This window comes from Chlamydia poikilotherma, assembly GCF_900239975.1.
Classification (GTDB): domain Bacteria; phylum Chlamydiota; class Chlamydiia; order Chlamydiales; family Chlamydiaceae; genus Chlamydia; species Chlamydia poikilotherma.
The window spans coordinates 630,367-653,342 of sequence record NZ_LS992154.1; the positions used below are offsets into that span (position 1 = coordinate 630,367).

Consider the following 22,976-nt stretch of genomic DNA (forward strand, 5'->3'; position numbering starts at 1 on the left):
GCGGTCCTATGAATTATAGGGGCGCGTACAATGTCTTCCCTATTACAATAAAAGATTAATTTTATGTTGGTGTAGTTCCTGCATGTCCAAATCTACGGTTAAGGTCTGCTCTAGAATGCTTAATCAAACGACATTCTCTTTCATATGCCTCTTCCTCGTTACCAAGATACCAACGAGCTTGCTCACAAAAACAATTATATATAAATCTCCAATCGTTCTCTACAGTTCCTTCTTGATAGAATCTAGAAACTCTAGCTTCAATCAGATCTGGAGAAATATCTCCAGCACAATGCATATCTAAATGCCTTATTAAAGAGTATGCGCGTGACATCATATAGAATGTCTTATAGTAAGCTGAATTTTGTCTTGCTAAAGCTTCCAAATTCGAACTGACATCGTATCTTTGTTTATAACTGTCTAAATCTCTGAGAGAATAAAGACTAATAGCAAAAGATAGTTGTAGCAATTCTGTGACTGTCCTTGTGAATATTGGATCAGATACAGCTTCAAGACTAGGGAATGTGAGTTCTCCTGAAGCATCTACACCTAATAAATTTAAGACTGCTTGATACTTTTCAGATCTTAATTCAATTAAATAAGAAATATCGTTATTTATAGGAGGGCGTAAATCAGACCAATCACCAATTTCTATTCTACCTCTCTCCGTATCGAGTTGCGACTTAGCATAGGCAAGAGCCGCTTCTCCTTGAGCATTCAAAGGGGGTTGAATTATTTCCGATCTAGAAAATGGTATAGAAGTTGGCGTCTTCTTAATTAACTTTCCTAAAATAAAGCCTAAAACAAGAAAAGAGATACAAACTGAACCAAAAATTAATAATCCCAAACTAGCACTTCCAGCGAGTGCTAAAGCTCCTAACATGATAAAAATAATAGAAAGAGCCAACAAGCCAACCAAAACACTGGTTTTTACGGCTTTAGGACAAGAATTTCGTTGTGTTAATTCTATATTTTGCGTTAGACTCAGGCAGTTGAGTAATTTGTTCAGATTGGGCATAGTTCACCAAGTAAAAAATTAGCGCGAACATTTTCTCCCATTTACTCAATTAAATTCAAGTCGAAAAATTTGCTCCTGAAAATATCAGCAAGTTAAAAATCAGAAAAGCACTGAATGTATTTTTCTGATCTCCTATAATTTAATAGCTTATTTTATGACGTGGATGCGCAAAAAAATCAAAGAATATTCTGTTCCAGAAAGAAACAACGCAACATAACAGAAGTATTCGATTCTCAGCTATATCACAAATAGAATTCTTTCTAACATGAAGTGAAAAACCTCATAACTCTTTCTAAAGTAGTTGCAATCAAAACTAAAGAAAATTTTAGGATTATCTATTAGGTAGGAACTTTTTCCCCGCGGAATGGATTAATCCCTTAGAGCCCAGCCCTATTTAGATACACTTTCAAGACAATCATGCTTATTAAAGCGACTATAAATCCAATAGCAGCTATCCCAAGCACAACACTACCTATGATTAACAAGGGGAGGCTAGCACTTCCGGCAAGACCTAGGGCACCTACAACTACAAAAATTATAGAAAGAGTAAATACAAGAGCTTGAACTACTGTTTTTACTAGTTTTATTGCTTTTGGATGAGCTAATAATCCAAGACAAGTTTCATTAGTTTCAACATTTCCTGAAACAATTTGTACTGGTGATTCACTATTTAAAGAAGGTAAAGATGCTGACATTAAACAAACCAATTAAAAATTAAATCGAATACATTTTAAAATAATTAAAAATTAAAAACAAATATTTTAGAAGAAAGAGGTTGTAACATTTATTTCGCCCTGCTTGGGTTAAATAAACATGTAAAGGCTCAAAGTGACAAACCTGGGAATATGGTGCTCGATCTACATCAAGATGTCATTTTTAGAGTGGAAAAAGTTGGGGAAATTGCTGCAGAAGCAGAATGTAGATTAGACCCCCAACTCGGAGGTAATCATCCTTCCTAGCTGAAAAAGGTTCATCAGATATAAAAGAAATGTAAAGAATAATAAACAAAAGTAGGAAGACGAGGAAGACGACTCCAATTAGAGCTGCCAGTTAACAACGACTTTACTCATGGAGTATTGGTGTATTTCGGGTTTTTTAAGAACACCTAATCTCTCTAATTCCTTTAGCACTCGAGATCCTAATAATCCTTTCGTCAAAGGATTCTCATCCAAATAGTCAAAGAACAGAAGTTTTGCCCATAGGGCGTCCGGAGAATCTAAGGGGATTATAGTCTCTATCTTTCCGTTAGCATTTTTTTGAGATCTATAAACTAGGAAAGCTAAAAAGAGTCTAGAAAGCTTTTCAATACCTTTTTGACTGACAATTTCTCCTTCTCCCAATTCTGTCTTTAAAATCTCTCTGCAAAGTAAGGGGAAGTTTATAGGGAAGTCTGTAGGCTCCCCATGAGGGCTTTTTTTAACCTTCTTAAGCTTATCTTTAGGAATTTGAATCCCAAAAAAATCCATTTTAGTAGATAAGCTGGGGTAATCAATCCAAAAACTCATGTCATCTATTTCAGAAGACTCTAGGGAATTAAAAGCTATATAACAGTCCTCTAGCGGCAAAGAGGTGTAGACAAGGGGAAGGCGACGTATATTCTGTAAGACTTGAGGATAGAGAATCAGCAGTTTCCGTTCTTCTTTACTCACTAAGTTATCAAGACAGACAATTCGACCTTTATAAGAAAGATAAGCATACAGAAGAAACCGTATTGCTAGAGCAATAATTGTAATCGGAATAAATACTAATAAACAGAGAATTCTTAAAACCTTTTCAAATGTGGATAAGACCTGTCCTGGAACAGTCACGGACCAAGCCTTATTCTGCGGATCTCTGGCAACTATATAGGATTGCTTACCTCCTAAGTAAAGACAAAAATCTAGGAAAGAAACGGTCTTTTCTAAAAGAGAAGGTTTAGAATAGTCCGAAAAAATGAGATACGGCATTTCCCACCCAGATAATAAAATTATTTAAAAGGTTATACCACTATAAATGAAACTAGAAATAAGTGTTAAGGCATTAATAATTAATTGTATGGCTTTTCTATAAAACAACTAGCCGTGCAACATAATACATATTATCAGACCATGTAAATATTGCAAAAAATACCAGGTTAGGCTCGCCAGCCACCACCACACTAACCTTCTTCTTCCGGGAGCTCCTGAGCAATTATCCCGGCATAACCCACCAGTTCACCATTGTGATAACAAGGAACTGCCTCCAAAGAGCATATAGACAGACTCTCTGGATATGAGTGACAATCCCTGCGTAATTGTTGAAACTGCTCTTCACTTAAGTCTATCACGCTAAGCTGATTAATTCTCTCCTGAATTGTTTTGATGCCTCGTTGTCTCATGCAAATGAGATCTATATGTGCCATTGTCGTATGTAAACACCTATCAGCATAAAACTTAAATGTTGGATAATCAACATTACGGAATACGCCTAACCGGATGGGCGTCCCGACAACTCCACCGGGAGGCATGTCCTCACCAGGAATGTAGGTAAAAAGTATATTTTTTACAGTACCTCTATTTATACGGAAAGAGAAGCGTTTGTGTATTCCGACATCTCCGTAAAAACTAATCTCCATCTGATTAAGAATACTCTCTTCACAACCATATAAAAGCAGAGAAAAGACATCGTGCATTAATTCCTTCTCTATCTCTTTGAGTTGTAATGTGAGATATTTTCTCTCAATTTCTACATCAAGCAGAGGGAGGCGTTGAATTGGTAGTGTTGCTGGTCGTGGTGCTTCAGGCCTGCCCTCAATTCTAGGAATACTTGTAGGTATAGTAACTGGGGCCTTTGCCCGTTCTGGGACCTCTATTTCAATACGCTCTATAGCCCTAAACCCATATTTACAAAATAGAACAAAACGTAAGACGAGCTTAATAAATAGAAGGATAATCATAGGAATGATCAGGAGAAAGGCCAATACTCTCAAAGTCCTAATAAAAGAAGATTGATTCTCATCTCCAAGACTTGTTAAAGAAGCCCCCTATTAGGCCCTAGAACTTTGATTTCTATGCGAAAAGCTTAAGAGAATAAAAAAATTTATGGTCATTGAAATACCTAGATTATTCAAAAAATATAGCTGAAAATGATACCCCATTTAATACTTTCTAACTAATTAATCTCCTATTATTTAAGTAAATTTCTAATGTTAAGAATATTAACATTAGCCCCAACTTTTCTTATGGATATCTGAATATAGGGCATTCACTACAGGTTTATATCAAAAATAGAAGATCATAATTACTATTTGCAAAAAAGCCTTAACGTTCTCTAATAATCAGTACATGGTTTCCCGCAGGATCTGTGCGTATTCTTCGAATACCAATGGTACGTGGATTAGTAAATCCCCGCAATTTGGACAGCTCTTCCCTTTGTTCAGATAAGTAGTCTAATACATGAAGATCTGCCCATTCTTGAGGAGAATAACCAGGTTGGTTATTAATTCTGTAGGAACCCATAGACTCAAATTTTAATCGCGGAAAATCTGGATGTGTGAAAAAAATATCGTCATTATCCCCTAAAAGATCGTCACTATCTATTTTAGATTTAATACCTATACCCATTCTATTCAGAATTGATTTTCTTCCTATGTTTCTTAGACGTTGATGTTCATTTAGGATTATATCTAAATTCTCTCGATCAAGAGGTGGTAGATGAAAATTCATAGCTTTAAGTTGATCTTTCGTAAATATATAAGGTAGGCTTTCATTTAATTGTTCAGGAGGACTGATAAAAGTAGTCTGTTCAGACCATCTCTCACATCCCCTGTATTTGTAATATAAGGCTACCTTAATGATTATCTTGATAATAAAGACTATAATCGCAGGAATAACAAACAAATAAAGAAATAACGTTTTCAACCTCTCCTGAAAGAGTAGTGGTATTTGAATATCCATGTAAACAAGCTGTCCCTGTGGATTTATCCCCTCAACGTATAGAACTCGGGATCTATCTCTAAACTGGAGGATTCTATCCACTCTCTCTACTAAAGATTCTAAGTCACCTGTCCCTCTACCCAACCTTGGAAGATCTATAAGGAAATTATTTGAAAAAATCATAGATGAGAAGAAATGCGAAATCATGAATTCACTAGAAGAATTAAAATTGGAATTCAAATAAAACGATTCGGAGACTATAGAAATCCCCTAGAAGAAACGATAGTTGTTTAATACAACGTTAAAAGATCCATTCGAACTACGAACTATCTTTACATTCATCGTGAAGTGCCGTGATCCGGCTCTCATCAGCTAAAAAAGATACTAATAAACCCAAGAAAAATTATCACGAAAATCTGATTTGCATCATTGCAAATGCATAAAATAAGAGAAACTACTTTGCATCAGCCCTCCTGAACAATCAAATAAAAACCCTCTCCATATATTTTTAGAGATCGAATCGAACTTTAGTAATATTATAGATTTGATCTTCAGAAAGATTGTCGTGTTCTTTTCATAAGAAAGCTTGTATCTAAAAGCGTACAACAGTCCTTTTCGATCTTTGATAAGTAATTGAATATCTTGTTTAAAAGAATTATTTTTGTATCGCTATCCGCAAATGAAGAAACTATAGCCTCTACGTTGAGTTGTATAATTTCTTTAAGATTTAAAGGTAAAGATTCGACAAGAGTCAATTCAGAATCTTCATCAATAGGAAGTCCGGATAAAAGCAACATCGTGTTTTGCAAAGAAAGTCCTCCCATTTGAGGATTATCAGAACTCAATGCTACTCTAAGCTTATGCTCTCTGAATAAAGCAAAGAAAGGATGCTCATCAAGGCTATTAACGGCTGTTTTACCTATTTTTTTTAATTCAGAATATTGATGTAATGAAGCTCCGAGTATAAGGTTAATAGCTGGGGCCATAACAAGCGTGATGTTTTTTAACTGGATTTCACGGATAGTTGGCAAATGTTCGATTGCTTGGAATCCATGTGCTATCCTTTGTAAAGGTAATGCCTGCAACGTTTGGCTCAAATATAAAAATCCCGTCCCCTCTCCTGCATGAGCTTCACAACCAAATCCCTTATCATACGCTTGGCGATAGCCCGTGGTTAATTTATTAGGCGCTGCCTGAGGGCAAATTTCAGCTCCCGCAGATTGCAGGCCAACAAAAAGATTGGGAAATAAAGACTCAGCTTCACTAAGCCAATTTGCAGCCTCCTCTGATCGTTCTTGTGTAGTTTGCTGGAGATTAGAGGAACCCGTTTTATTAAAACAATTAAGAAAACGAAGGATGACTCCTTGACTCTCAAAAAGTTGAGAGGCTCTAAAAAACAAAGCATATAAGCGTGAACGAGCTTCTTGAGGTTCAAGCAATGGATAAATTGCGTAAGCTATACGGATATTTTGCTGGACTTCAGCATAAATGATGTTATCTTGTCGGCATTGTTGCAAATAATTCTGTAGAACAAACCAAAGATCATTTTCATTTTGAATTCCTCCCGGAGGATATCTATGTCCCTGTACAGTAGCCATAACCCTATCAAAGCTAGAAAAATCACGAGAAATGACATTATATTTTAATAAAGAAACATCAGGATTCCGTTCGTAGCGAATGCTCTCAAAATTTTGGAATATTTCAGAATAACTATTATGAGGGTTTCCGTTAGATAAGGAAGTAGATATCCACAGGCTATTTTCCCACTTTATAAGACCATTTCTAACTCCCAACTCCCAAGCTGTTTCTGGTGAAATTGTCCCTGGAAGATGCACATGGATATCTGCTTTAGGAAGATCTTTAATAAACTGACTTGTACAGGACATACTCTGATACAATTCAGAGGATATCCGTGATAGCTGTTGAATAAAAAAAAAAGCCTCTTATCGATCATATCCGATTTTTACTTTCTTAGTGTCAGATCTTATTCCCACTCAATAGTTGCTGGAGGTTTATCAGAGATGTCGTAAACCACTCTACTAACTTCAGGGATTTCGTTAATGATGCGTGATGAACAACGGTTAAGGAATTCTCTAGATAAAGATGGCCAGCACGCTGTCATAAAATCAGTAGATTCTACTGCTCGTAAAGCTATTGTATAACCGTAATGACGACAATCTCCTTTTACAGCAACAGACTTAATTGGTAAGAAAACAGCAAATGCTTGGCTAACTTTATGGTATAAATTAGCTTTCTTTAGTTCTTTAATAAAAATATCATCAGCATTTTTTACTATTTCTACGTATTCTTGGCAAACTTTCCCAAGAACCCTAACTCCTAAACCAGGCCCAGGAAAGGGGTGTCGAGATATTAGGGAATCAGGTAAACCCAGAACCCTACCTAAAGCTCTAACTTCATCTTTAAAGAGAAAACGTAGAGGTTCTAAAAGTTTCAGATTCAATTTTTCTGGAAGTCCGCCGACATTATGGTGAGACTTGATTACTTGTGTTGCATCACAAGATTTGGCAGATTCAATTACATCAGAGTAGATAGTTCCTTGAGCCAACCATTGAACTTCAAGATTTCTGGATACTTCGTCAAAAACTTCAATAAAGGAGGATCCAATAATTTTACGTTTTTGTTCAGGATCTTCTATTCCATCTAGGTCTCGGAAAAATTTTTCGGAAGCATCTTCTACAATTATCTTTAATCCCAGAGAAGAGAATTGCTGTTTTACCTCCTCAACCTCATTTTTTCTTAATAATCCTGTGTTAACAAAGACACAAGACAATCGATCACCTAAGGCATTATGGAGCAAAACTGCTAAAACAGAAGAATCCACACCCCCAGATAGGCCGAGTAATACTCGTTCTGTTTCTCCTACCCTATCTTTAATGTTATTGATCAATTGTTTCTCTATTGTTTCAATTTTCCAAGTTTCTGAAGCTTGACAAACATGTTTCACAAAATTTGATAAGATTGTATCACCTATTGCTTGAGAATCTGAAACTTCAGGATGGAATTGAAGACCAAAGAGTTTTTTCTCAGGACATTCTATAGCAGCAATAGGACAATGTTTAGAACTAGCTGTAACAAAAAAATCATCAGGAGGAACAGCGACAGAATCACAATGACTCATGCGAATTTCAGTATGAAAACTATCCTTGTCAACAAGACCTTTAAAAAGTTCACTTGGATAAAAAACTATAGGCGTGTAACCAAATTCATTTCCGCCTTCTCTTACTTCGCTTCCAAAATCTCTAGCAATAAGCTGCATACCATAACAGACTCCAAGTATAGGAATATTAATGTTATAGATTTCTCGATCCACTTTCGGACTATTCTCATGATAAACTGAATGAGGACCTCCAGAAAAAATTAAGCCCGAGGGAGCTGATTGAAGAATATTCTGTAAAGGTGTATTCCAAGGAAGCACCTCACAAAATACAGACAATAAACGTATCTTTTTCGCTAGAATGTTGGTGTATTGAGAACCAAAATCAAGAATGAGAATCTTACTCAAGATAGATTACCTTTTACTATTTAGAGATTAGATAATTTGGAGCATGTTGAATGTGTTGTAAATTATGAATATGACTTTCAGCTCGTCCAGAATGGGTAATTCGGGCAAATACAGCGTTCTGGCGTAATTCTTCTAAATTATGAGCTCCCAGATAGCCCATGCCTGATCGAATTCCCCCTAGAATTTGATAAAGCACATCATCAAGAGAGCCTTTGTAAGGCACAAGTCCTTCAACACCCTCAGGAACAAATTTTTTCGCATTATTCTTTTGGAAATAGCGCTCAGCACTCCCTCTTTTCATTGCTCCGAGAGAACCCATGCCTCGATATGTCTTATAAGCTTGTTCATTAATCCGAACAACTTCTCCTGGTGTTTCATCAGTTCCTGCTAGCATACTACCAAGCATAACACAATGGGCTCCAGCGGCTAGAGCTTTAACAATGTCTCCAGAATAGCGCATGCCTCCATCGGCAATGACTCGTACAGAAGAATCACGCAATGCTTCAGAAACGTCGATAACCGCTGTCAATTGAGGCAATCCCACACCTGAAATGATCCGCGTTGTACATATAGATCCGGGACCAATCCCTACTTTAACAGCATCTACACCAATTTCAGCCAAACAAAGAGCTGCTGCTCTTGAAACAATATTCCCCACAATGAGAGTTACTGAAGGATAATTCTTTTTAATGGTTAAGGCTGTATCAAGTACCAATTTAGAATGTCCATGAGCAGTGTCTACCACTAAAGCATCTATACCTACTTCAACTAAAGCATCAGCTCTTTCTAAACCTTCTTGACCAATACCTACGGCACCGCCAACTACTAAAGAAGAACTTTGTGATTTTATTTGTTTTACAATAGAAACCTGTGCACTCGTATCCATATTTTTATGAACAATTCCAAGTCCTCCAGCTACAGTCATCGCTCTAGCCATAGACAACTCTGTCACTGAATCCATTGCTGCAGACAAGATAGGGATAGTTAAAGGTAAAGATCCTGAAATAGAAGAAGCTAAACAAGTATCTTGAGGAAGAACGTCAGAGTACTGAGGAACTAATAAAACGTCGTCAAAAGTCAAGGCTTCGCGCATATACTTCTCAATGAGGAAAATGATTAGGACCAAACGCTGATTGAGGAACTCATTCTTCTCATCAGAAACAAATAAAAAGAAAATCGCATTCGAATAAAACTAAAAAGACTCCGATTAAATTAGAAGGATCGTAATACCACTATACAATAATTTCAATGGATTATTGAAAATTTTTAGAAAAAATTTTCAACGAAGGCATCAAGTTATAGATGGCTACCGACGGCAGAATATGCTAAAGTTAAAGATGGTTTGATTTAGAACTCAAAATAGAAAAAATGGGAGCCTATAAATAGCTCCCAGAGCAAAAGCTACTTGCTTCATCCTTATTATAAGAGAAATTTAATAACGCAATGGAGAGTCTTTGTATTCTTCATGAATAGTCTTTATTAGCTGTTCATTAGATAAAAATGTCGTATCCAGATAATCTTGAGCAAAATTATCTCCGAAATCCTCTTTTACATTATCAGAATCTACTGCAGCCCAAATCATAGAATAATAACCTTTTACAGGCAAAATATCACTGGAACATACTTGCGATCCAGCAATCCAAGCAAAAGCTATACTATGGTTGCACTTCCCTAAAGACGTATAATCAGATACTATAACAGGCACAAATTCATAAACTCCTTCACGACGACGACAAGCTACAAAATCATCTTCTCCAATAGCCAAAATAATACCGTTGCAAGATTTTCCTGATGCACGTTTTAAATTTAAAAAACCGCGATTTTTAGGACCATCTGCTTCGGTTAATCTAGCACAACCCCCTAAGAGATCAATATCCAAATTAAATATTCTCACATAATCATGTAACCAAACAGCGTGAGGATGGTATTCCTCAAGAGTATTTCTTGCTGAAATTGGATTCATGAAACTCCCATAAACAAACATAGGAATATAAGGAGAGGTTAGATGCATTTTTGCATGTATTTCCCTCCAGATCCTACGAGATTCTTTATTCGCCCTCTCAATAACTTTAGGGTCCTTATTTTCCTTTGCCAAGCATTGAGCTGGCGTATAAGCGGCAGGATATGAAGAAAAATCAGAGATAGGTAAGTTAATACAAAATACCTGATCAACACTATGATTCTTTAAAGAAACGGGTTCAGAACAACCACTAAGAACTAATAATAAACATCCGAATAGGCATGTTATTGATTTATACATTAAAAATCCCTCCTATATCATGAGAAAAAACCAACTGATATCGTATGAGCACTTCCTAATTAACTTCTATGAAAGTTAGAAATTTATTAAAATTTTGAATATATTCACATAAGTTTTAATAAGATTACAAAACATTATAAAAACACCTATGTGCATTCCAGACAACCTTCAAGATATAAGTTTCAGCAAGATTCTATCATTAACGAATACAGAAACAAATCCAACTAACCGGTAAGTTAATTAAAAAAATCTATAAGAAGCGAAAACAAGAAAAACAAGTATCCTCATGAGACTAAATGTCTTTTCTCTGTTCAAAGATTGTTATGAGCTATCTATCCCATCTAAGAATTCAGATGACCCATTGCGGTTAAAAAAAAATTTATATATCCTACTTAACCAAAAATTAATAAACCAATTAGGGATTCGGCATGTCAAATCCAATACCTACACAACACCCAAATATTTCTTCTCTTCACTCAATTACAAGTCAAACTGAGATTGCAATGAATTTTTCTTCACGAAGGTCGTCTCTAAGACTATTTCTAGATACAATGTTGATTGTTTTAGGTTTTTCTACTGTAGTTTCAATCTTTGTAGCAATGTTTTTTCTGAATGGACTCAGTATGTTAAATGCAACAACAATTGCCTTGTCAGCATCTTTGATTCTGATGGGTATTGTATTTATTAGTGTTGGAGTACTTTTCTTTGTGAATAATATAGAAGAAGGACTCTCTGGAATTTTAAGAAAACGTTTAAAGGAAACAGAGTCAGAAATAAAAGAGCTTAAAAGTCAGATTCAAACTTACGAAATTAACCTTGCATTTGCTCCATCGGAAGATCCTGTAGAAACTTCTGAAACAATAGAAATACCTACATCTCCAGAAATAATTATAGACTCTGTAGGGGTGGACTAGATGATAATTCATTAAATAAAAATTTAGATCAGACTTCAGTTAAAATATTGCAAAAAACAAAGAATCAAAAAATCAATCATTTAGACTAATTGTTTTAAAATTATTGTTATCAAAAATCACCCTTTCACCGCCATTCGAACACTATTTTTTTGTTTTTATTCAATATTTTTATCGCAAACAAAGTTGTAAGTTGCTAGATTCTCTTGCTTTTAAACCAAAAATTGCGCATGAGGCAAGGATATGAGAACACAAAACTTCTTTCTATCGAAAATCAGATTATTGGGTGCTTTATGCCTAGCTTCCCTTTCTGTTTTAATTACTGGATGTACTGCTGAGGATATATTTACTACCGACAAACATCTAATTGAAGAAGCTAAAAGTTTAGCTCCAATTTTCACAGAAACGAAAGATACTGATCATGTCTGGGATACAATAAAAAAAGCTTGGGGATTATCTGAGCGGTTGAATTACGTTCCTATAGTAATTTATGACGATCTTATGAATCCTGTAAGATTTCAAACTAAAGGAAAAAGTCTTTGGAATATTCCTGTAAACGTTTCTAACAGCAAGCGTATTTTCAATTACGATGCACGTACCGATAAAAAAGATAATTCTGCAAAAAATTACGCAGACATTAACGCTCTAGATTTAGGAAATTCTAAGCAAGCTTCTTATTTTTCTGCTATTTTACACGGCATTGAAAAAGAAACATTTGTTAATTTATGTAAGCATTATCCACAACATAGTTTAGTACCTGTAATTGTAACTAGATCATTTGGTCCAGATACTACTTATACTCTTGGATTTATGTTCTCAGTAACAAATCCTGCTTTACAAACTCGTCAAGACGTACTTCCTAATCAAGAACGTTTCTTAGAAATCTGGAATAGCATCAGCTCTGACGATGTTACCTATTTTTACGGAGAGAATTTCCCAGCTGATTATATCAATACAACAGTACTTGCTAATGGGGAGCCTATCAACTCTTTAATCCCAGCAAGTAAATATCTAAAGTAATCTTTAGAATACTTATTAGAATACTTAATTGTGAAACCCCGCAAATATCCGTGCGGGGTTTTTTCATTTAAAGCTAATTACGAACAAATACCCATCGTTAAAAAAGCACTTCTTATCCACATCTTGCTCATCAAAAACCTAAACAACCTTACGAAACTAATTTAGATTTTTTTAACCAAACATGGAAACATTCCTGCTTGGTAAAAAATCCTTACGTATGGGTTAGAGGATATGACATTATTTTCTTGTTCTGCCCTAAAGTCTTCTTTATTAAGTTTACTCCCTATTTTAGGATCTATTCGGACCTTAGCGCGTCTTTACAGTATTTATTCTGTTAAAGATAGAAGTAAGGATATAACTTCAACTTTAACAGTACACACCCTAGTAGGTATTTTTGAAACTTTAGGCCCAGACATAGTTCCTATCTTCTATGACCGTTTTAGGAACCATTCGTGGTCTAGCGCGTCTTTTTTCATGTTTGGTCTGTTAAAGGCACTATAGAGCAAATAAACAACACGATAATTCATACAATTACGGGTATTTTAGAAATGCTCGGTTTAGGAATAGTTCTTTTGATATTTAGAATTGCCTTAGCAGCGCTGCTTGTTCCTATAGTATTTCTATAATTACCGCATTTATTAAACACCTCTCCCAGAATTCATGTCCAAAAACACCTTTATTGTTTTATTTCAATGATTTGTGTTATAATTCTATCCTAATTGAAAAATTTATGTGGAGAAAAACCATGTTCATTAATAGTTATGAAAACCCTAATACTTTTCTAGAAAGAACTTCCAATCACCCAAGTTTCATTAAAAGTGCCTACGCGCGTTATGATAGAGGTATCAGATCTCCTCTGAAGGAAGATCTAAAATCTTTGTTGTTGGGAGCACTTCCTATCTCGGGATCTATTCGCGGCTTAGCGCGTCTTTACAGTATTTATTCTGTTAAAGATAGAAGTAAGGATTCTAAAAAAGATGTAATCACTCATACAGTAATCGGTATCCTGGAGTTCCTTGGATTTGGCGCTCTCTTACTAGTATTGAGTATTGTCCTAACTATTATTGGAATTTTCTTCCTCATCGCCGTCGGAACTATAGGTCTGTGTTGTCAAAGTCTGAAACGTAAGTTAAGTTCTTAACAAAATCTTATCTATCCAACAAATGTTAACTCTCTTTATGTATTTTCCTCTCGTAAACCATGAGTAAACGCTTTGTTTATCTGTCATTTCTAGTTTTGTTTTAATTACTTACGCGATAAAGTGCTTTTGATTTATAAAATTTTTTCATGGATCAGGTATGCTTACACGGTATGAAACAAGTTCCGATTTTGTACTAGGAACCGAGAACCATCCAGAATGGATTAAAAGTGCCTACGCGCGTTATAATAGAGGTATCAGATCTTCTTCTCCTCTGCTTGATTTGTTCTTAGATGGTAAGAAAAGCTTAATATCTAGCGCATTAAGCTCTCTTCCTGTCTTGGGATCTATTCGCGGCTTAGCGCGTCTTTACAGTATTTATTCTGTTAAAGATAGAAGTGAGGATTCTAAAAAAAATACTGTTTTCCACACGATCGCAAGTATTCTAGAAATCCTAGGCCTAGGAATTTTCATGCTTATTGCTAAAATTCTTATCCTTAGCCTCATTAATGCTTATTTTCTTTATTAGGATCTAAGTTGAACTTAATCTAAAGAAGGCAACTCGATTTGTGAAAATAACCTCGCCTTTTCCAAGGAGATCTTTTGTTTTTTAAAGTTAGATCTCCTTAATATTTTTAATAAATTAATATTTCTTCGCTTCATTTCTTGTATCAAAGTAGCTCTTAAGCAAAATAGATACAAATTAACTTATCTTCTCTATATACTTTTAGATCATTTACTAATCTAAATTCTTCCATAATCAATTTATCTAGGAATGCCAACTCCTAAGGAGTCTCAAACTAAGGAGAATCTATTTTGCATAACGAAATGATTTTTATAGCACAAACCGTGCTAATCGTACTTTCAGGAATATTTTTCGCTTCTAAAAGTACAGGATGGCTAACAGGATGGTTAGCTACTCTATCAGTAATCATGAATGTATTTGTATTGAAGCAGATTTTCCTTTGCGGTTTAGAGGTGACATCCGCTGATGTCTATATGATCGGCATACTTTCCTGCTTAAATTTCTCTAGAGAGCTCTATGGACAAAATAAGGTAAATGAAGCCATGATCGGTTCCTGGGTTATCACAATAGCATTCCTCACTCTAACGCAATTGCATCTTGCTCTTATTCCTTCATTAAATGATACAACCCAAAATCATTTTATAGCGCTATTCTCACCAACATTAAGACTAACTTTAGCCTCTCTTATCACTGTAATTCTCGTTCAGATTGTCGATCTCAAGCTCTTCTCGTATCTAAAAAGCCTATTTCAAGATAAGGCTTTTGGAACCCGCTCAGCCATATCCTTAATCTCGTCACAAATTTTAGATACCCTATTATTTTCTTTCCTGGGTCTCTATGGCATCGTATCTAACCTCACTCATGTCATCCTATTTTCTCTCATCACAAAGGTATGTGTAATTGCTATGTCAGTTCCTGTTGTGGTTCTTGGTAAATATTTTAGAAAAAGAAAAGAAGCTTAAATCTCCCCATAAATTCTATTTACAGTAAAATATAGGCTCGATACGCTTGCTTTCCTCTTTTCAAGCAAGATATAAAACAACAGTGTTCCCTGGGGATAATTCAGGTTCCTAATCGTGGCATTAAAATTTCACGTCCTTCACCAATCTAAAAAATCACGAGCTCGTGTAGGCAAAATAGAAACTGCACATGGAGTCATAGATACCCCTGCTTTTGTTCCTGTTGCGACTAATGGTGCTTTGAAAGGCGTTGTCGATCACAGCAATATCCCACTCATGTTTTGCAACACCTACCACCTCTTGGTACATCCTGGAACAGAAGCTATTGCCGCTATGGGAGGGCTACATAAATTTATCAATAGAAATGCTCCAATAATTACAGATTCTGGGGGCTTCCAGATCTTTAGCCTTGCCTACGGCTCAGTAGCAGAAGAAATTAAAAGTTGTGGGAAAAAGAAAGGTTCTTCATCCATCTTAGAGATTAATGACGAAGGCGTGTGGTTCAAATCCTATAGAGATGGCCACAAACTCTTTCTATCCCCGGAAGTTTCTGTACAAGCTCAGAAAGACTTAGGAGCTGATATCATTATTCCCCTTGATGAGCTCCTACCCTTTCATTCTGATGAAAAGTATTTCCGATCATCGTGTTCTCGAACATATGTCTGGGAAAAACGTTCTTTAGATTATCATGAAAAAGACCCTAGATATCAATCTATGTACGGGGTAATTCATGGGGGTATAGATCCAGAGCAAAGAAAAATAGGTTGTCGGTTTGTTGAAGATCATTCTTTTGATGGATTTGCTATTGGAGGCAGCTTAGGAAGAAATCTAAAGGAAATGGTACCTGTTGTTGATGTTACTACTTCATACTTATCCAAAGATCGTCCTGTACATCTTTTAGGAATAGGAGATCTTCCCTCGATACACGCTACAGTTAGCTTCGGTATAGATTCTTTTGACAGCTCCTATCCAACTAAGGCGGCACGCCACGGCTTGATCCTATCATCTCAAGGTCCTATCAAAATTGCCAATCAAACTTATGCTAATGATCTTTCTCCTATAGATCCTGAATGCACATGCATAACATGCAAGTCAAATATATCCAGAGCTTATTTACGACATCTTTTCAAAGTACACGAACCTAATGCAGGAATATGGTCCTCTATCCATAATTTGCATTATATGCAAGAGGTTATGAAAAATATCCGAAAACAAATCTTAAATAACGAGATTTAATCCAACTTATCTTTAGAATTAATCTCATTAATCAATTCTAATGTGATTTAACTTAAACCACTTAAAATTATAATTAATGAGAATACGAAATAGAAAATTGCTTTTTATTAAAAATAAGCATAATTTTTCTGAGTTCTATGTAAGAGACTCCCTTCACAATTATATAAGAACCATTTTTATAAAATAAAAAAACTTATACTTAATAATTATTATACTCCAAGCATAGATATGGATTGTTTTATCTATAGGTATAGAAATAATACGGAGTTTTTTTTTGATCACCAGAATGCCTGCTGGTTATTTAAAGAAGGCTTTATTAGATCAGAAACCCATATGTTACCTTACACTATGGATTGGGAAATCAATATAGCTAATACTGATGAAATCAAAGAACTCCTTATTCGCTGTATTCCTATAATAGGCAACATTCTTGGCTTCGGAAAACTTTATAGCCTATGGTCCACACGAGATCCTTCGGATCGATATGAAGATATCCTATTCCATACGCTCTCGGGAGTATTAGAAGCCTTGGGATTAGGTATAGTAGCTTTAATTTTAAAGATCGTTAAAACAATAATTTTCTATATCTTTGAATTTCTTGAATGCCTGTTGTATACAGGAATTTCTATACTTTTCTCAACCTCCCCGTCTTCAGAAAGATTTTCTCTTATATAAATAAAGATAATCTTGATTTTCTAAATGCTAAATAAACGACTCAATCCTTCTAAAAAGAAGATTTGATTAAAATTATTATTTTAATAATACATTTTTTTAACGATTTTAACGATCAGACAGTAAGCAACTTATATATTTTATTTGTTTTATTATTGAAATTATTCACAAATAAAAATAAAATGCTTCGCGCTAATTTTTAATAAAATAGTTGAATATTTTATTATACAAGATAAATTGAACTAACCAGGATAGTATTCATGTTCATAAATACCTATAATAGTAGTGAGGAATTTTATAATACTACACAAAACTTCCCTACACTTTTTAAACTTGGCTTTATTCGCGATCAATTCGGACTCAAAGATTGGAAATTTGATTGGTTAATTTCCAATGATATTGAAGATTTAGATTCTGATGGAATTTTTATACAAATTTTACGCGCTCTTCCTATTATAGGGACAGTTATGGGTATAAGTAGGATCTATAGCGTATGGTCTACAAATACCTTGGATGATAGTCTGAAAGATAAAATCATTCATACAATAGTCGGGCTGATTGAAACCTGCGGATTAGGCGTCATTACCTTGATCATGAAAATTTTTTATTTCATCCTTGCAAACGTTATTTTAGCCATTGTACCTCCATGTGTTCGAATAAGAAGAGGCTCCGAAGCAGAAGAAAATATGAAAGAACTCTTAATCGATACACTTTCTTTCGGGCTATGATTCTATTCAACTTTCCCAACTCTATCTTAGCCAGAATAAACTATTGAATGACAAAGATTTCCAAAATGAAAAATGCTAAATTATTGCCTTTTAATAACTTGTAAAGTCATTTTATATTTATAATTGAAACTATTTCAAACAATACATAAACTATTCCGCACTTAATATTTAAAGGTGAAAAATATAGTTATGTTTATTGATAGATATCCAAATAATTGGAATTTCTCACTTCGAACAAAGAATCATGGTTCTCTAATTCGCTCAAGTTTTGTTCGCAATCAATTTGGTGTTCAACCTATTCACAGAGAATGGAATATTTCTACAAAGAACGGTGTTTTCTCCAAAGCAAATATACTGGAAATTAAAAAAGCCGCTCCTATTTTAGGAACAATCATGGGTCTAGGTAGGCTGTATAGCGTTTGGTCTACAAAAGATCATACTACAAGTAAAATACAACTACTCTTACATACCCTAACGGGTGTTGTCGAAACCCTAGGCTTGGGCATTATCCTTTTAATCGCAAAAATTATGCGTATAGCAATTAAAATGTTATGCGAAAAAGTCGGTTCATATTGCTGCTGTAATCGCTATGAAAATCTAGAAACTAGCTCTACATCTTCTGAAGATTCAACAGGAATCGAAGATTTTAGATCTAATCTAGATTTAAATGAAGCAAGCTTAGCTAACATCAATCCACAACAGTTTGCTAATCTATTCTCTACTACTGTCCATGGAGATCCTTCTAAAGGAGAAAGAGTTACAGTATCTCTAACAGTAGATCCTCAAGCAATGGAGCAGATGATAAATACAACAACCCAGTTATTATCCAATATCATAAATCTTGATGAGGAGGATGAGGAGAGTATAATGATGGGTATTGCTCAATTTCAAAATATTGTAGGTACGGGTCCTATACAAAACCAAGTCCATGCGATGACCGCTTCTTTAAAAGAATTGTCTCCTGTAGAAGAGAAAAACTCTTAAAGAAAAATTACACTAGTCTTTTATATAGCATCCTTAAGCATGTTATAAGGAAACTGAACCTCTTCTCCTGTATTATCTCTTATAAACTACAAAATATAAGAGAAGAGATATTTCTTCGCTTCCACAGGAAACTCAAATCTATCTTTTTTTACTTCCCGATAAAATCAATAAACAAGAAATAGCACAAAATGCCAATGCTGATGCCATGGGAATCGTAATAAATCCAAAGATAAATAATTTTGTTGAACAAGAAACTCTGCCGCAAATGTCTATGGTCATTCCGGAAATTTCCTGAAGACAAATCTGATAAACAGCGGTTATCATACCTATAATAGATAAAGGTAAAGCATAAATCCTTACCAAACTATCTTCACGATATGTAGCAATTCCTAAAATAATCGATAAAGGAAATAAGCAAATCCTTTGATAATAACATAGAACACAAGGTTCTATGTTTAACAGATAGCTGTAATAAATACTTATTACTGTCCCTGCACAACAAATCAACCAAGCGAAATATAAAGCATAATTACGAATGAATCTAATCATCGTTTTCCTCTGTAGCTTGTAAATGGCGGATTTGTCGAATGACACGTTCTAGCTCATCAAATGTAGGATCCTCAATCAGATAGTCTCCAACTACAGCTGTTGGTGTTGCTAACTGTCCCCCAAGAACCTGAGAGCCATAAATATTGTTCTTCTTAATTTGCTCTTCATATTGCTGAGAATCCACACACTGCATTAATCCCTTAGGATTGATACTACGACCTGAATGCGTTTTCAAATTCTCAGCAAGCTTAGTTAATACTTCAGGAGTTGCCCAACGTTTCCCCTCTTCCTTAGGATAAATAAGTAACCTATGGAAATACTCAATATAAGCCTCTGTGTCAGGCTGACGCGGGTCATGATGATAGACACAAAGTAACGCTTGAGCAGCCGGCATGGATCCGCGAATGAAACATACAGGAATTAACGTAAATGACACCTCACCGGTATCAATGTAGTTTTTCTTTAAAATAGGGAAAACCTCAGTACTGAACTCCGCACATGCGGAACATGAAGGTTCTTCAAACACTGTAATATTAATCGGTGCATAGGGATTGCCAAGAGTTGGAAAATGTTTGGCATTGGTAGGGATATGAGCTTTAGGAGGTAATATCGTCTGCTTTTTATAAATCATTAATCCAAAGCATAGTATAAAAAAAGCACTGGTAACTATGACTAATATCTTTTTATTCAATGATCGTTCTCTTCTCTTATAAGGCTCACACAGAACTAAGAAATAGAATAAAAAAATAAAAATTTAAAACTATTTTTTACACAAATAAGGATGGAGCATCTCATTTTTGTCTCTTATTTATCTATCGAGACAAGTTGAATTCGATAAAAAACCTTTTAGTTTTATTATTTTCATTCTATTTAGAAAGAAAGATCCCGGTATTTTTCTTTTTATGGATAAAGAAACTTTAGAAAATATTTATAAGCACTTTCGTTACCGCTTTTTTAAATTAAGTATTCTCCCTGCATTTTTAGGACTACTGCTGATATCCACACCAAATACTCTGAATTATCAAGCACCAAGCGTTATCCTTTCTGATAGAGTTTGTGGAAGCCTGTTAATCATTTTAGCATTGATATCTTTTTATAGACGTTCTGTACTTTGGTTTGGTGTATTCATAGGTATTTGGGTAACTCTTTTCCCTTGTTTTCCGGAACGTTCCTCTATTGTTTTTGCAAATGATACACTCATAGGATTTGCCATCTTTGCTGTTGTTTGTATTCCACCTACACGGCCAGAAGCCTTGGAGGTTGGTCCTACTCTTCCTGAAGGAATGACTTATAACCCATCTTCAGGAGGACGAAGAGCCGCTGTTTTAATATTAAGTTTATTAGCCTGGTTGCAATCACGCTTTTTAACAGCATCTGCTTTAGGAATCTCTAGAACTGCTTTTGAATGCAGTTTTCTTGTCTACGCAGCAATGATGACTGCTTATTCCTTACTTGTTGTTCTATCTTTATCGGGGGGAGAACGCCGTTGGCATACACGACCAAAAATAGTATTAGCAACAGCACTTACCCTGCTTTCTGCTATTATCCTTACCTTTATCCCTATTGTATCAAAACAAATGACCTTAGATTGTTGGATATGTTTATCTCTAACAATACAACCTGCTCTAGCCTTTGTTTTTGCTTATGATGAATTCAGAGCAACTTTCACATATCTAGGACAATTTATTGGGAAAAAACGCGAACTACTTCGTATATCATTATTCGGATCTGAATACTACAGAGATTCATTATTTTGGGAAGAACGCACCGTTCTTCCTTTTATAAAAGCGTGCAAACAAGCTTTCCAGGGTATTTCTTTTCCTATTAATCTTTTGATTGCTGTTTGTGTAGCGATAGGATTTATCAAAGTAAGTGATGAGTTTGCTGTTACAGATAAACTGAGGAATTATATAGACATTTGCTGTTGGTTCATCATTGTATTAGCCACCCTATCTTTTGCTAACAGTCTTCGCCATCTTAGATGGTTATGTGTAATTTTCTCAGCGGCAATTCTACTTTCTCCTGTTTTCTTCCATATTCCTCTACACTCTCCTATACTGATTCCAACAATTATCATAGGAATTGCTTTAATTTTTCTATCTGTAGGAAAAATAACACAGAAAAAGTAAATAGTTTTTTATCAAGTTAACGCAGAACTAATTCCCGAGGTAACTTCTCTTTGCTGTGCCTCAGCAGCTTGATCCTCTTCTTCTTCCGCTTCTATACGATTTCGTTTCTCTTTGTCGTACTCACTTGCATAAATATCATCTCGAGCACGATCTATACCCTCAGCAATGACAGTATCATGAATAGAAGTGTGCGGAGAATCCTTATGAGGAATAACCTTTATAGTCTGTAATAAGGTAACATAAGAAAATCTTTTAGGATATTCGCGAAGTAGAACTTCAGATTCTACAAACTCCGCGACCTCTTTTTTCGTAAATTTTCCTCTTTGACTGTTGCAGTAATTCAAAATTTGCAAGTAATTACTCTCTGCCAGTTGCTTGTGTTTACTTAGTGCTCCTTTATGATGCTGGAACGCATACATAATTAGAGGCGCGGAAATAAGTACGAAAGAAAGAATTCCTGGGAGAAGGAAAGGGAGAAATATATCTGAGACGAAAGAAAAGCCTTCACAAGGATATCCAGCTAAAAGAGATCCTATCAATAATAATATTATAGAACAGACGAAAATAATCGTAGCAATAATTACAAGAGGTGAACCCTTACAACGATGTGAATGAATACCGCTATAAAGAGAGAGCTTATCATTAGAAGAAAGTAGAGTGTAGTCTAATTGTGAAGATTGTGCATTAGCAAGTGGTAACGTCATGTTAAAAGACACTCCCGGATATCCTCTATAAGCATATGGACATTACCGGAAGAACGCATTGAATCATCAAAGAATAAAGGAACAAGTCCGCGATTTTTAAGCACATAAAATGCATCTCCAAGAAATGCGACATCACGAAAATCATGAGTAACGAGCACTACAGTTTTATAGTCCTTTCTTGCTAATCGTAAAATGTACTTATACAGCAATTCCTTAGTCGTAATATCTAAAGAAGAAAATGGTTCATCTAAAAGTAATATTGGTTTAGGAGATAAACATTGACAAGCTAAAGACACTCTTTGTTTTTGTCCTTCAGATAATTCATCAGGATAGCAATCCAACAAATTACTTATATTAAAGCTCTCAATTACTTCAGTCAACTTCTCAGAAAATATAGAGAAACGTTTATTCTTTACTCCTAATTCAGAACCTAGATAAATATTTTTCAATACGGTTCTCCACGAAAGTAGAGTCTGCTTTTGCTGCATATAAGCAACATCTGTTTGCTTAATAGGTTGGCCAAGCCATAAGATTTCCCCTTCAGAAGGAGATAAAAAATTAGCAATCAAACGAAATAGGGTAGTCTTCCCTATTCCAGAAACGCCTAAAATAATAGAAATCTTTCCTGGACGCGCAGAAAAAGAAGCTTTTTTAAAAATTAACTTATCCGAATAAGAATAGCTAAGATCTTTGACTTCTAGCATGTAGAAACCATGATTTTGAGAGGAA

At 35.1% G+C, this 22,976-nt stretch carries 23 protein-coding genes and 1 pseudogene; 11 read left to right on the plus strand and 13 right to left on the minus strand.

The features are described 5' to 3' along the window. Window positions 1-61: 61 nt before the first annotated feature. The 9 genes and pseudogenes from C10C_RS02845 to C10C_RS02885 all read right to left on the minus strand — a co-directional run bounded on the left by C10C_RS02845 (window position 62) and on the right by C10C_RS02885 (window position 10,691). Window positions 62-1,015: a hypothetical protein gene (locus tag C10C_RS02845; protein WP_117274344.1), complete on the minus strand. Its 954-nt coding sequence runs from the start codon at window positions 1,013-1,015 to the stop codon at window positions 62-64. A gap of 377 nt (window positions 1,016-1,392) precedes the next feature. After that, complete coding sequence (locus tag C10C_RS02850) at window positions 1,393-1,710, minus strand: hypothetical protein (RefSeq protein ID WP_117274345.1); 318 nt, start codon at window positions 1,708-1,710, stop codon at window positions 1,393-1,395. A 342-nt stretch (window positions 1,711-2,052) separates the two neighbouring features. After that, a complete protein-coding gene (locus tag C10C_RS02855) occupies window positions 2,053-2,961 on the minus strand; it encodes a DUF648 domain-containing protein (protein ID WP_117274346.1) in 909 nt (302 codons plus the stop codon). A 191-nt stretch (window positions 2,962-3,152) separates the two neighbouring features. Beyond that, window positions 3,153-3,953: a hypothetical protein gene (locus C10C_RS02860; protein WP_145980453.1), complete on the minus strand. Its 801-nt coding sequence runs from the start codon at window positions 3,951-3,953 to the stop codon at window positions 3,153-3,155. Between the two features lie 340 nt (window positions 3,954-4,293). After that, on the minus strand, window positions 4,294-4,929 hold the full coding sequence (locus C10C_RS02865) for a hypothetical protein (RefSeq protein WP_231913631.1): 636 nt from the start codon (window positions 4,927-4,929) through the stop codon (window positions 4,294-4,296). A gap of 530 nt (window positions 4,930-5,459) precedes the next feature. Then, a pseudogene (locus C10C_RS02870) lies at window positions 5,460-6,862 on the minus strand (amidohydrolase family protein). 30 nt (window positions 6,863-6,892) lie between these two features. Then, window positions 6,893-8,431 carry a glutamine-hydrolyzing GMP synthase gene (gene guaA / locus C10C_RS02875; protein WP_117274348.1) on the minus strand — a complete coding sequence of 513 codons (1,539 nt, stop codon included), beginning with the start codon at window positions 8,429-8,431 and terminating at the stop codon, window positions 6,893-6,895. Window positions 8,432-8,447: 16 nt separating this feature from the next. Continuing rightward, on the minus strand, window positions 8,448-9,524 hold the full coding sequence (gene guaB, locus C10C_RS02880) for an IMP dehydrogenase (protein WP_117274349.1): 1,077 nt from the start codon (window positions 9,522-9,524) through the stop codon (window positions 8,448-8,450). A gap of 339 nt (window positions 9,525-9,863) precedes the next feature. Beyond that, a complete protein-coding gene (locus C10C_RS02885) occupies window positions 9,864-10,691 on the minus strand; it encodes a gamma-glutamylcyclotransferase family protein (RefSeq protein WP_117274350.1) in 828 nt (275 codons plus the stop codon). A gap of 428 nt (window positions 10,692-11,119) precedes the next feature. On the opposite strand from C10C_RS02885, the gene C10C_RS02890 reads away from it, so the two are divergent. From C10C_RS02890 to C10C_RS02935, 10 genes are all read left to right on the plus strand, one after another. After that, window positions 11,120-11,605, plus strand: coding sequence for a hypothetical protein (locus tag C10C_RS02890; RefSeq protein ID WP_117274351.1), 486 nt, complete (start codon window positions 11,120-11,122; stop codon window positions 11,603-11,605). Between the two features lie 240 nt (window positions 11,606-11,845). Further along, the gene (locus tag C10C_RS02895) at window positions 11,846-12,622 is read left to right on the plus strand and encodes a hypothetical protein (protein ID WP_117274352.1); all 777 of its coding nucleotides are present in this window, start codon (window positions 11,846-11,848) and stop codon (window positions 12,620-12,622) included. A 231-nt stretch (window positions 12,623-12,853) separates the two neighbouring features. After that, a complete protein-coding gene (locus C10C_RS02900; protein WP_117274353.1) occupies window positions 12,854-13,123 on the plus strand; it encodes a hypothetical protein in 270 nt (89 codons plus the stop codon). Between the two features lie 244 nt (window positions 13,124-13,367). Next, entirely contained in the window at window positions 13,368-13,763 is a 396-nt protein-coding gene (locus tag C10C_RS02905; protein ID WP_117274354.1) for a hypothetical protein, read from the plus strand. Between the two features lie 157 nt (window positions 13,764-13,920). Further along, window positions 13,921-14,289 (plus strand): hypothetical protein, encoded by a 369-nt coding sequence (locus tag C10C_RS02910; protein WP_117274355.1) that lies wholly within the window; start codon window positions 13,921-13,923, stop codon window positions 14,287-14,289. A 287-nt stretch (window positions 14,290-14,576) separates the two neighbouring features. Next, window positions 14,577-15,248, plus strand: a complete 672-nt coding sequence (locus C10C_RS02915; protein WP_117274356.1) for a queuosine precursor transporter — start codon at window positions 14,577-14,579, stop codon at window positions 15,246-15,248. 114 nt (window positions 15,249-15,362) lie between these two features. Continuing rightward, on the plus strand, window positions 15,363-16,481 hold the full coding sequence (gene tgt, locus C10C_RS02920) for a tRNA guanosine(34) transglycosylase Tgt (protein ID WP_117274357.1): 1,119 nt from the start codon (window positions 15,363-15,365) through the stop codon (window positions 16,479-16,481). Window positions 16,482-16,814: 333 nt separating this feature from the next. Next, window positions 16,815-17,156, plus strand: coding sequence for a hypothetical protein (locus C10C_RS02925; protein ID WP_231913632.1), 342 nt, complete (start codon window positions 16,815-16,817; stop codon window positions 17,154-17,156). 257 nt (window positions 17,157-17,413) lie between these two features. After that, a complete protein-coding gene (locus C10C_RS02930; protein ID WP_117274359.1) occupies window positions 17,414-17,881 on the plus strand; it encodes a hypothetical protein in 468 nt (155 codons plus the stop codon). Between the two features lie 189 nt (window positions 17,882-18,070). Further along, a complete protein-coding gene (locus C10C_RS02935; protein WP_117274360.1) occupies window positions 18,071-18,865 on the plus strand; it encodes a hypothetical protein in 795 nt (264 codons plus the stop codon). A 138-nt stretch (window positions 18,866-19,003) separates the two neighbouring features. On the opposite strand, the gene C10C_RS02940 is transcribed toward C10C_RS02935, so the two are convergent. Continuing rightward, window positions 19,004-19,414, minus strand: a complete 411-nt coding sequence (locus C10C_RS02940) for a disulfide formation protein (protein WP_117274361.1) — start codon at window positions 19,412-19,414, stop codon at window positions 19,004-19,006. Beyond that, window positions 19,407-20,045 (minus strand): thioredoxin domain-containing protein, encoded by a 639-nt coding sequence (locus tag C10C_RS02945; RefSeq protein ID WP_174222245.1) that lies wholly within the window; start codon window positions 20,043-20,045, stop codon window positions 19,407-19,409. The genes C10C_RS02940 and C10C_RS02945 overlap by 8 nt, the downstream gene beginning before the upstream one ends. A 271-nt stretch (window positions 20,046-20,316) precedes the next feature. Here C10C_RS02945 and C10C_RS02950 point away from each other — a divergent pair, with 271 nt between their 5' ends. Beyond that, window positions 20,317-21,543, plus strand: a complete 1,227-nt coding sequence (locus C10C_RS02950; RefSeq protein ID WP_174222229.1) for an SPW repeat domain-containing protein — start codon at window positions 20,317-20,319, stop codon at window positions 21,541-21,543. Between the two features lie 11 nt (window positions 21,544-21,554). Here the strand turns inward: C10C_RS02950 and C10C_RS02955 are convergent, their stop codons facing one another. Together C10C_RS02955 and C10C_RS02960 are read right to left on the minus strand one after the other, a co-directional pair. Then, window positions 21,555-22,259 carry a hypothetical protein gene (locus C10C_RS02955; RefSeq protein WP_117274363.1) on the minus strand — a complete coding sequence of 235 codons (705 nt, stop codon included), beginning with the start codon at window positions 22,257-22,259 and terminating at the stop codon, window positions 21,555-21,557. Continuing rightward, a complete protein-coding gene (locus C10C_RS02960; protein ID WP_117274364.1) occupies window positions 22,244-22,951 on the minus strand; it encodes an ATP-binding cassette domain-containing protein in 708 nt (235 codons plus the stop codon). The genes C10C_RS02955 and C10C_RS02960 overlap by 16 nt, the downstream gene beginning before the upstream one ends. Window positions 22,952-22,976 lie beyond the last annotated feature (25 nt).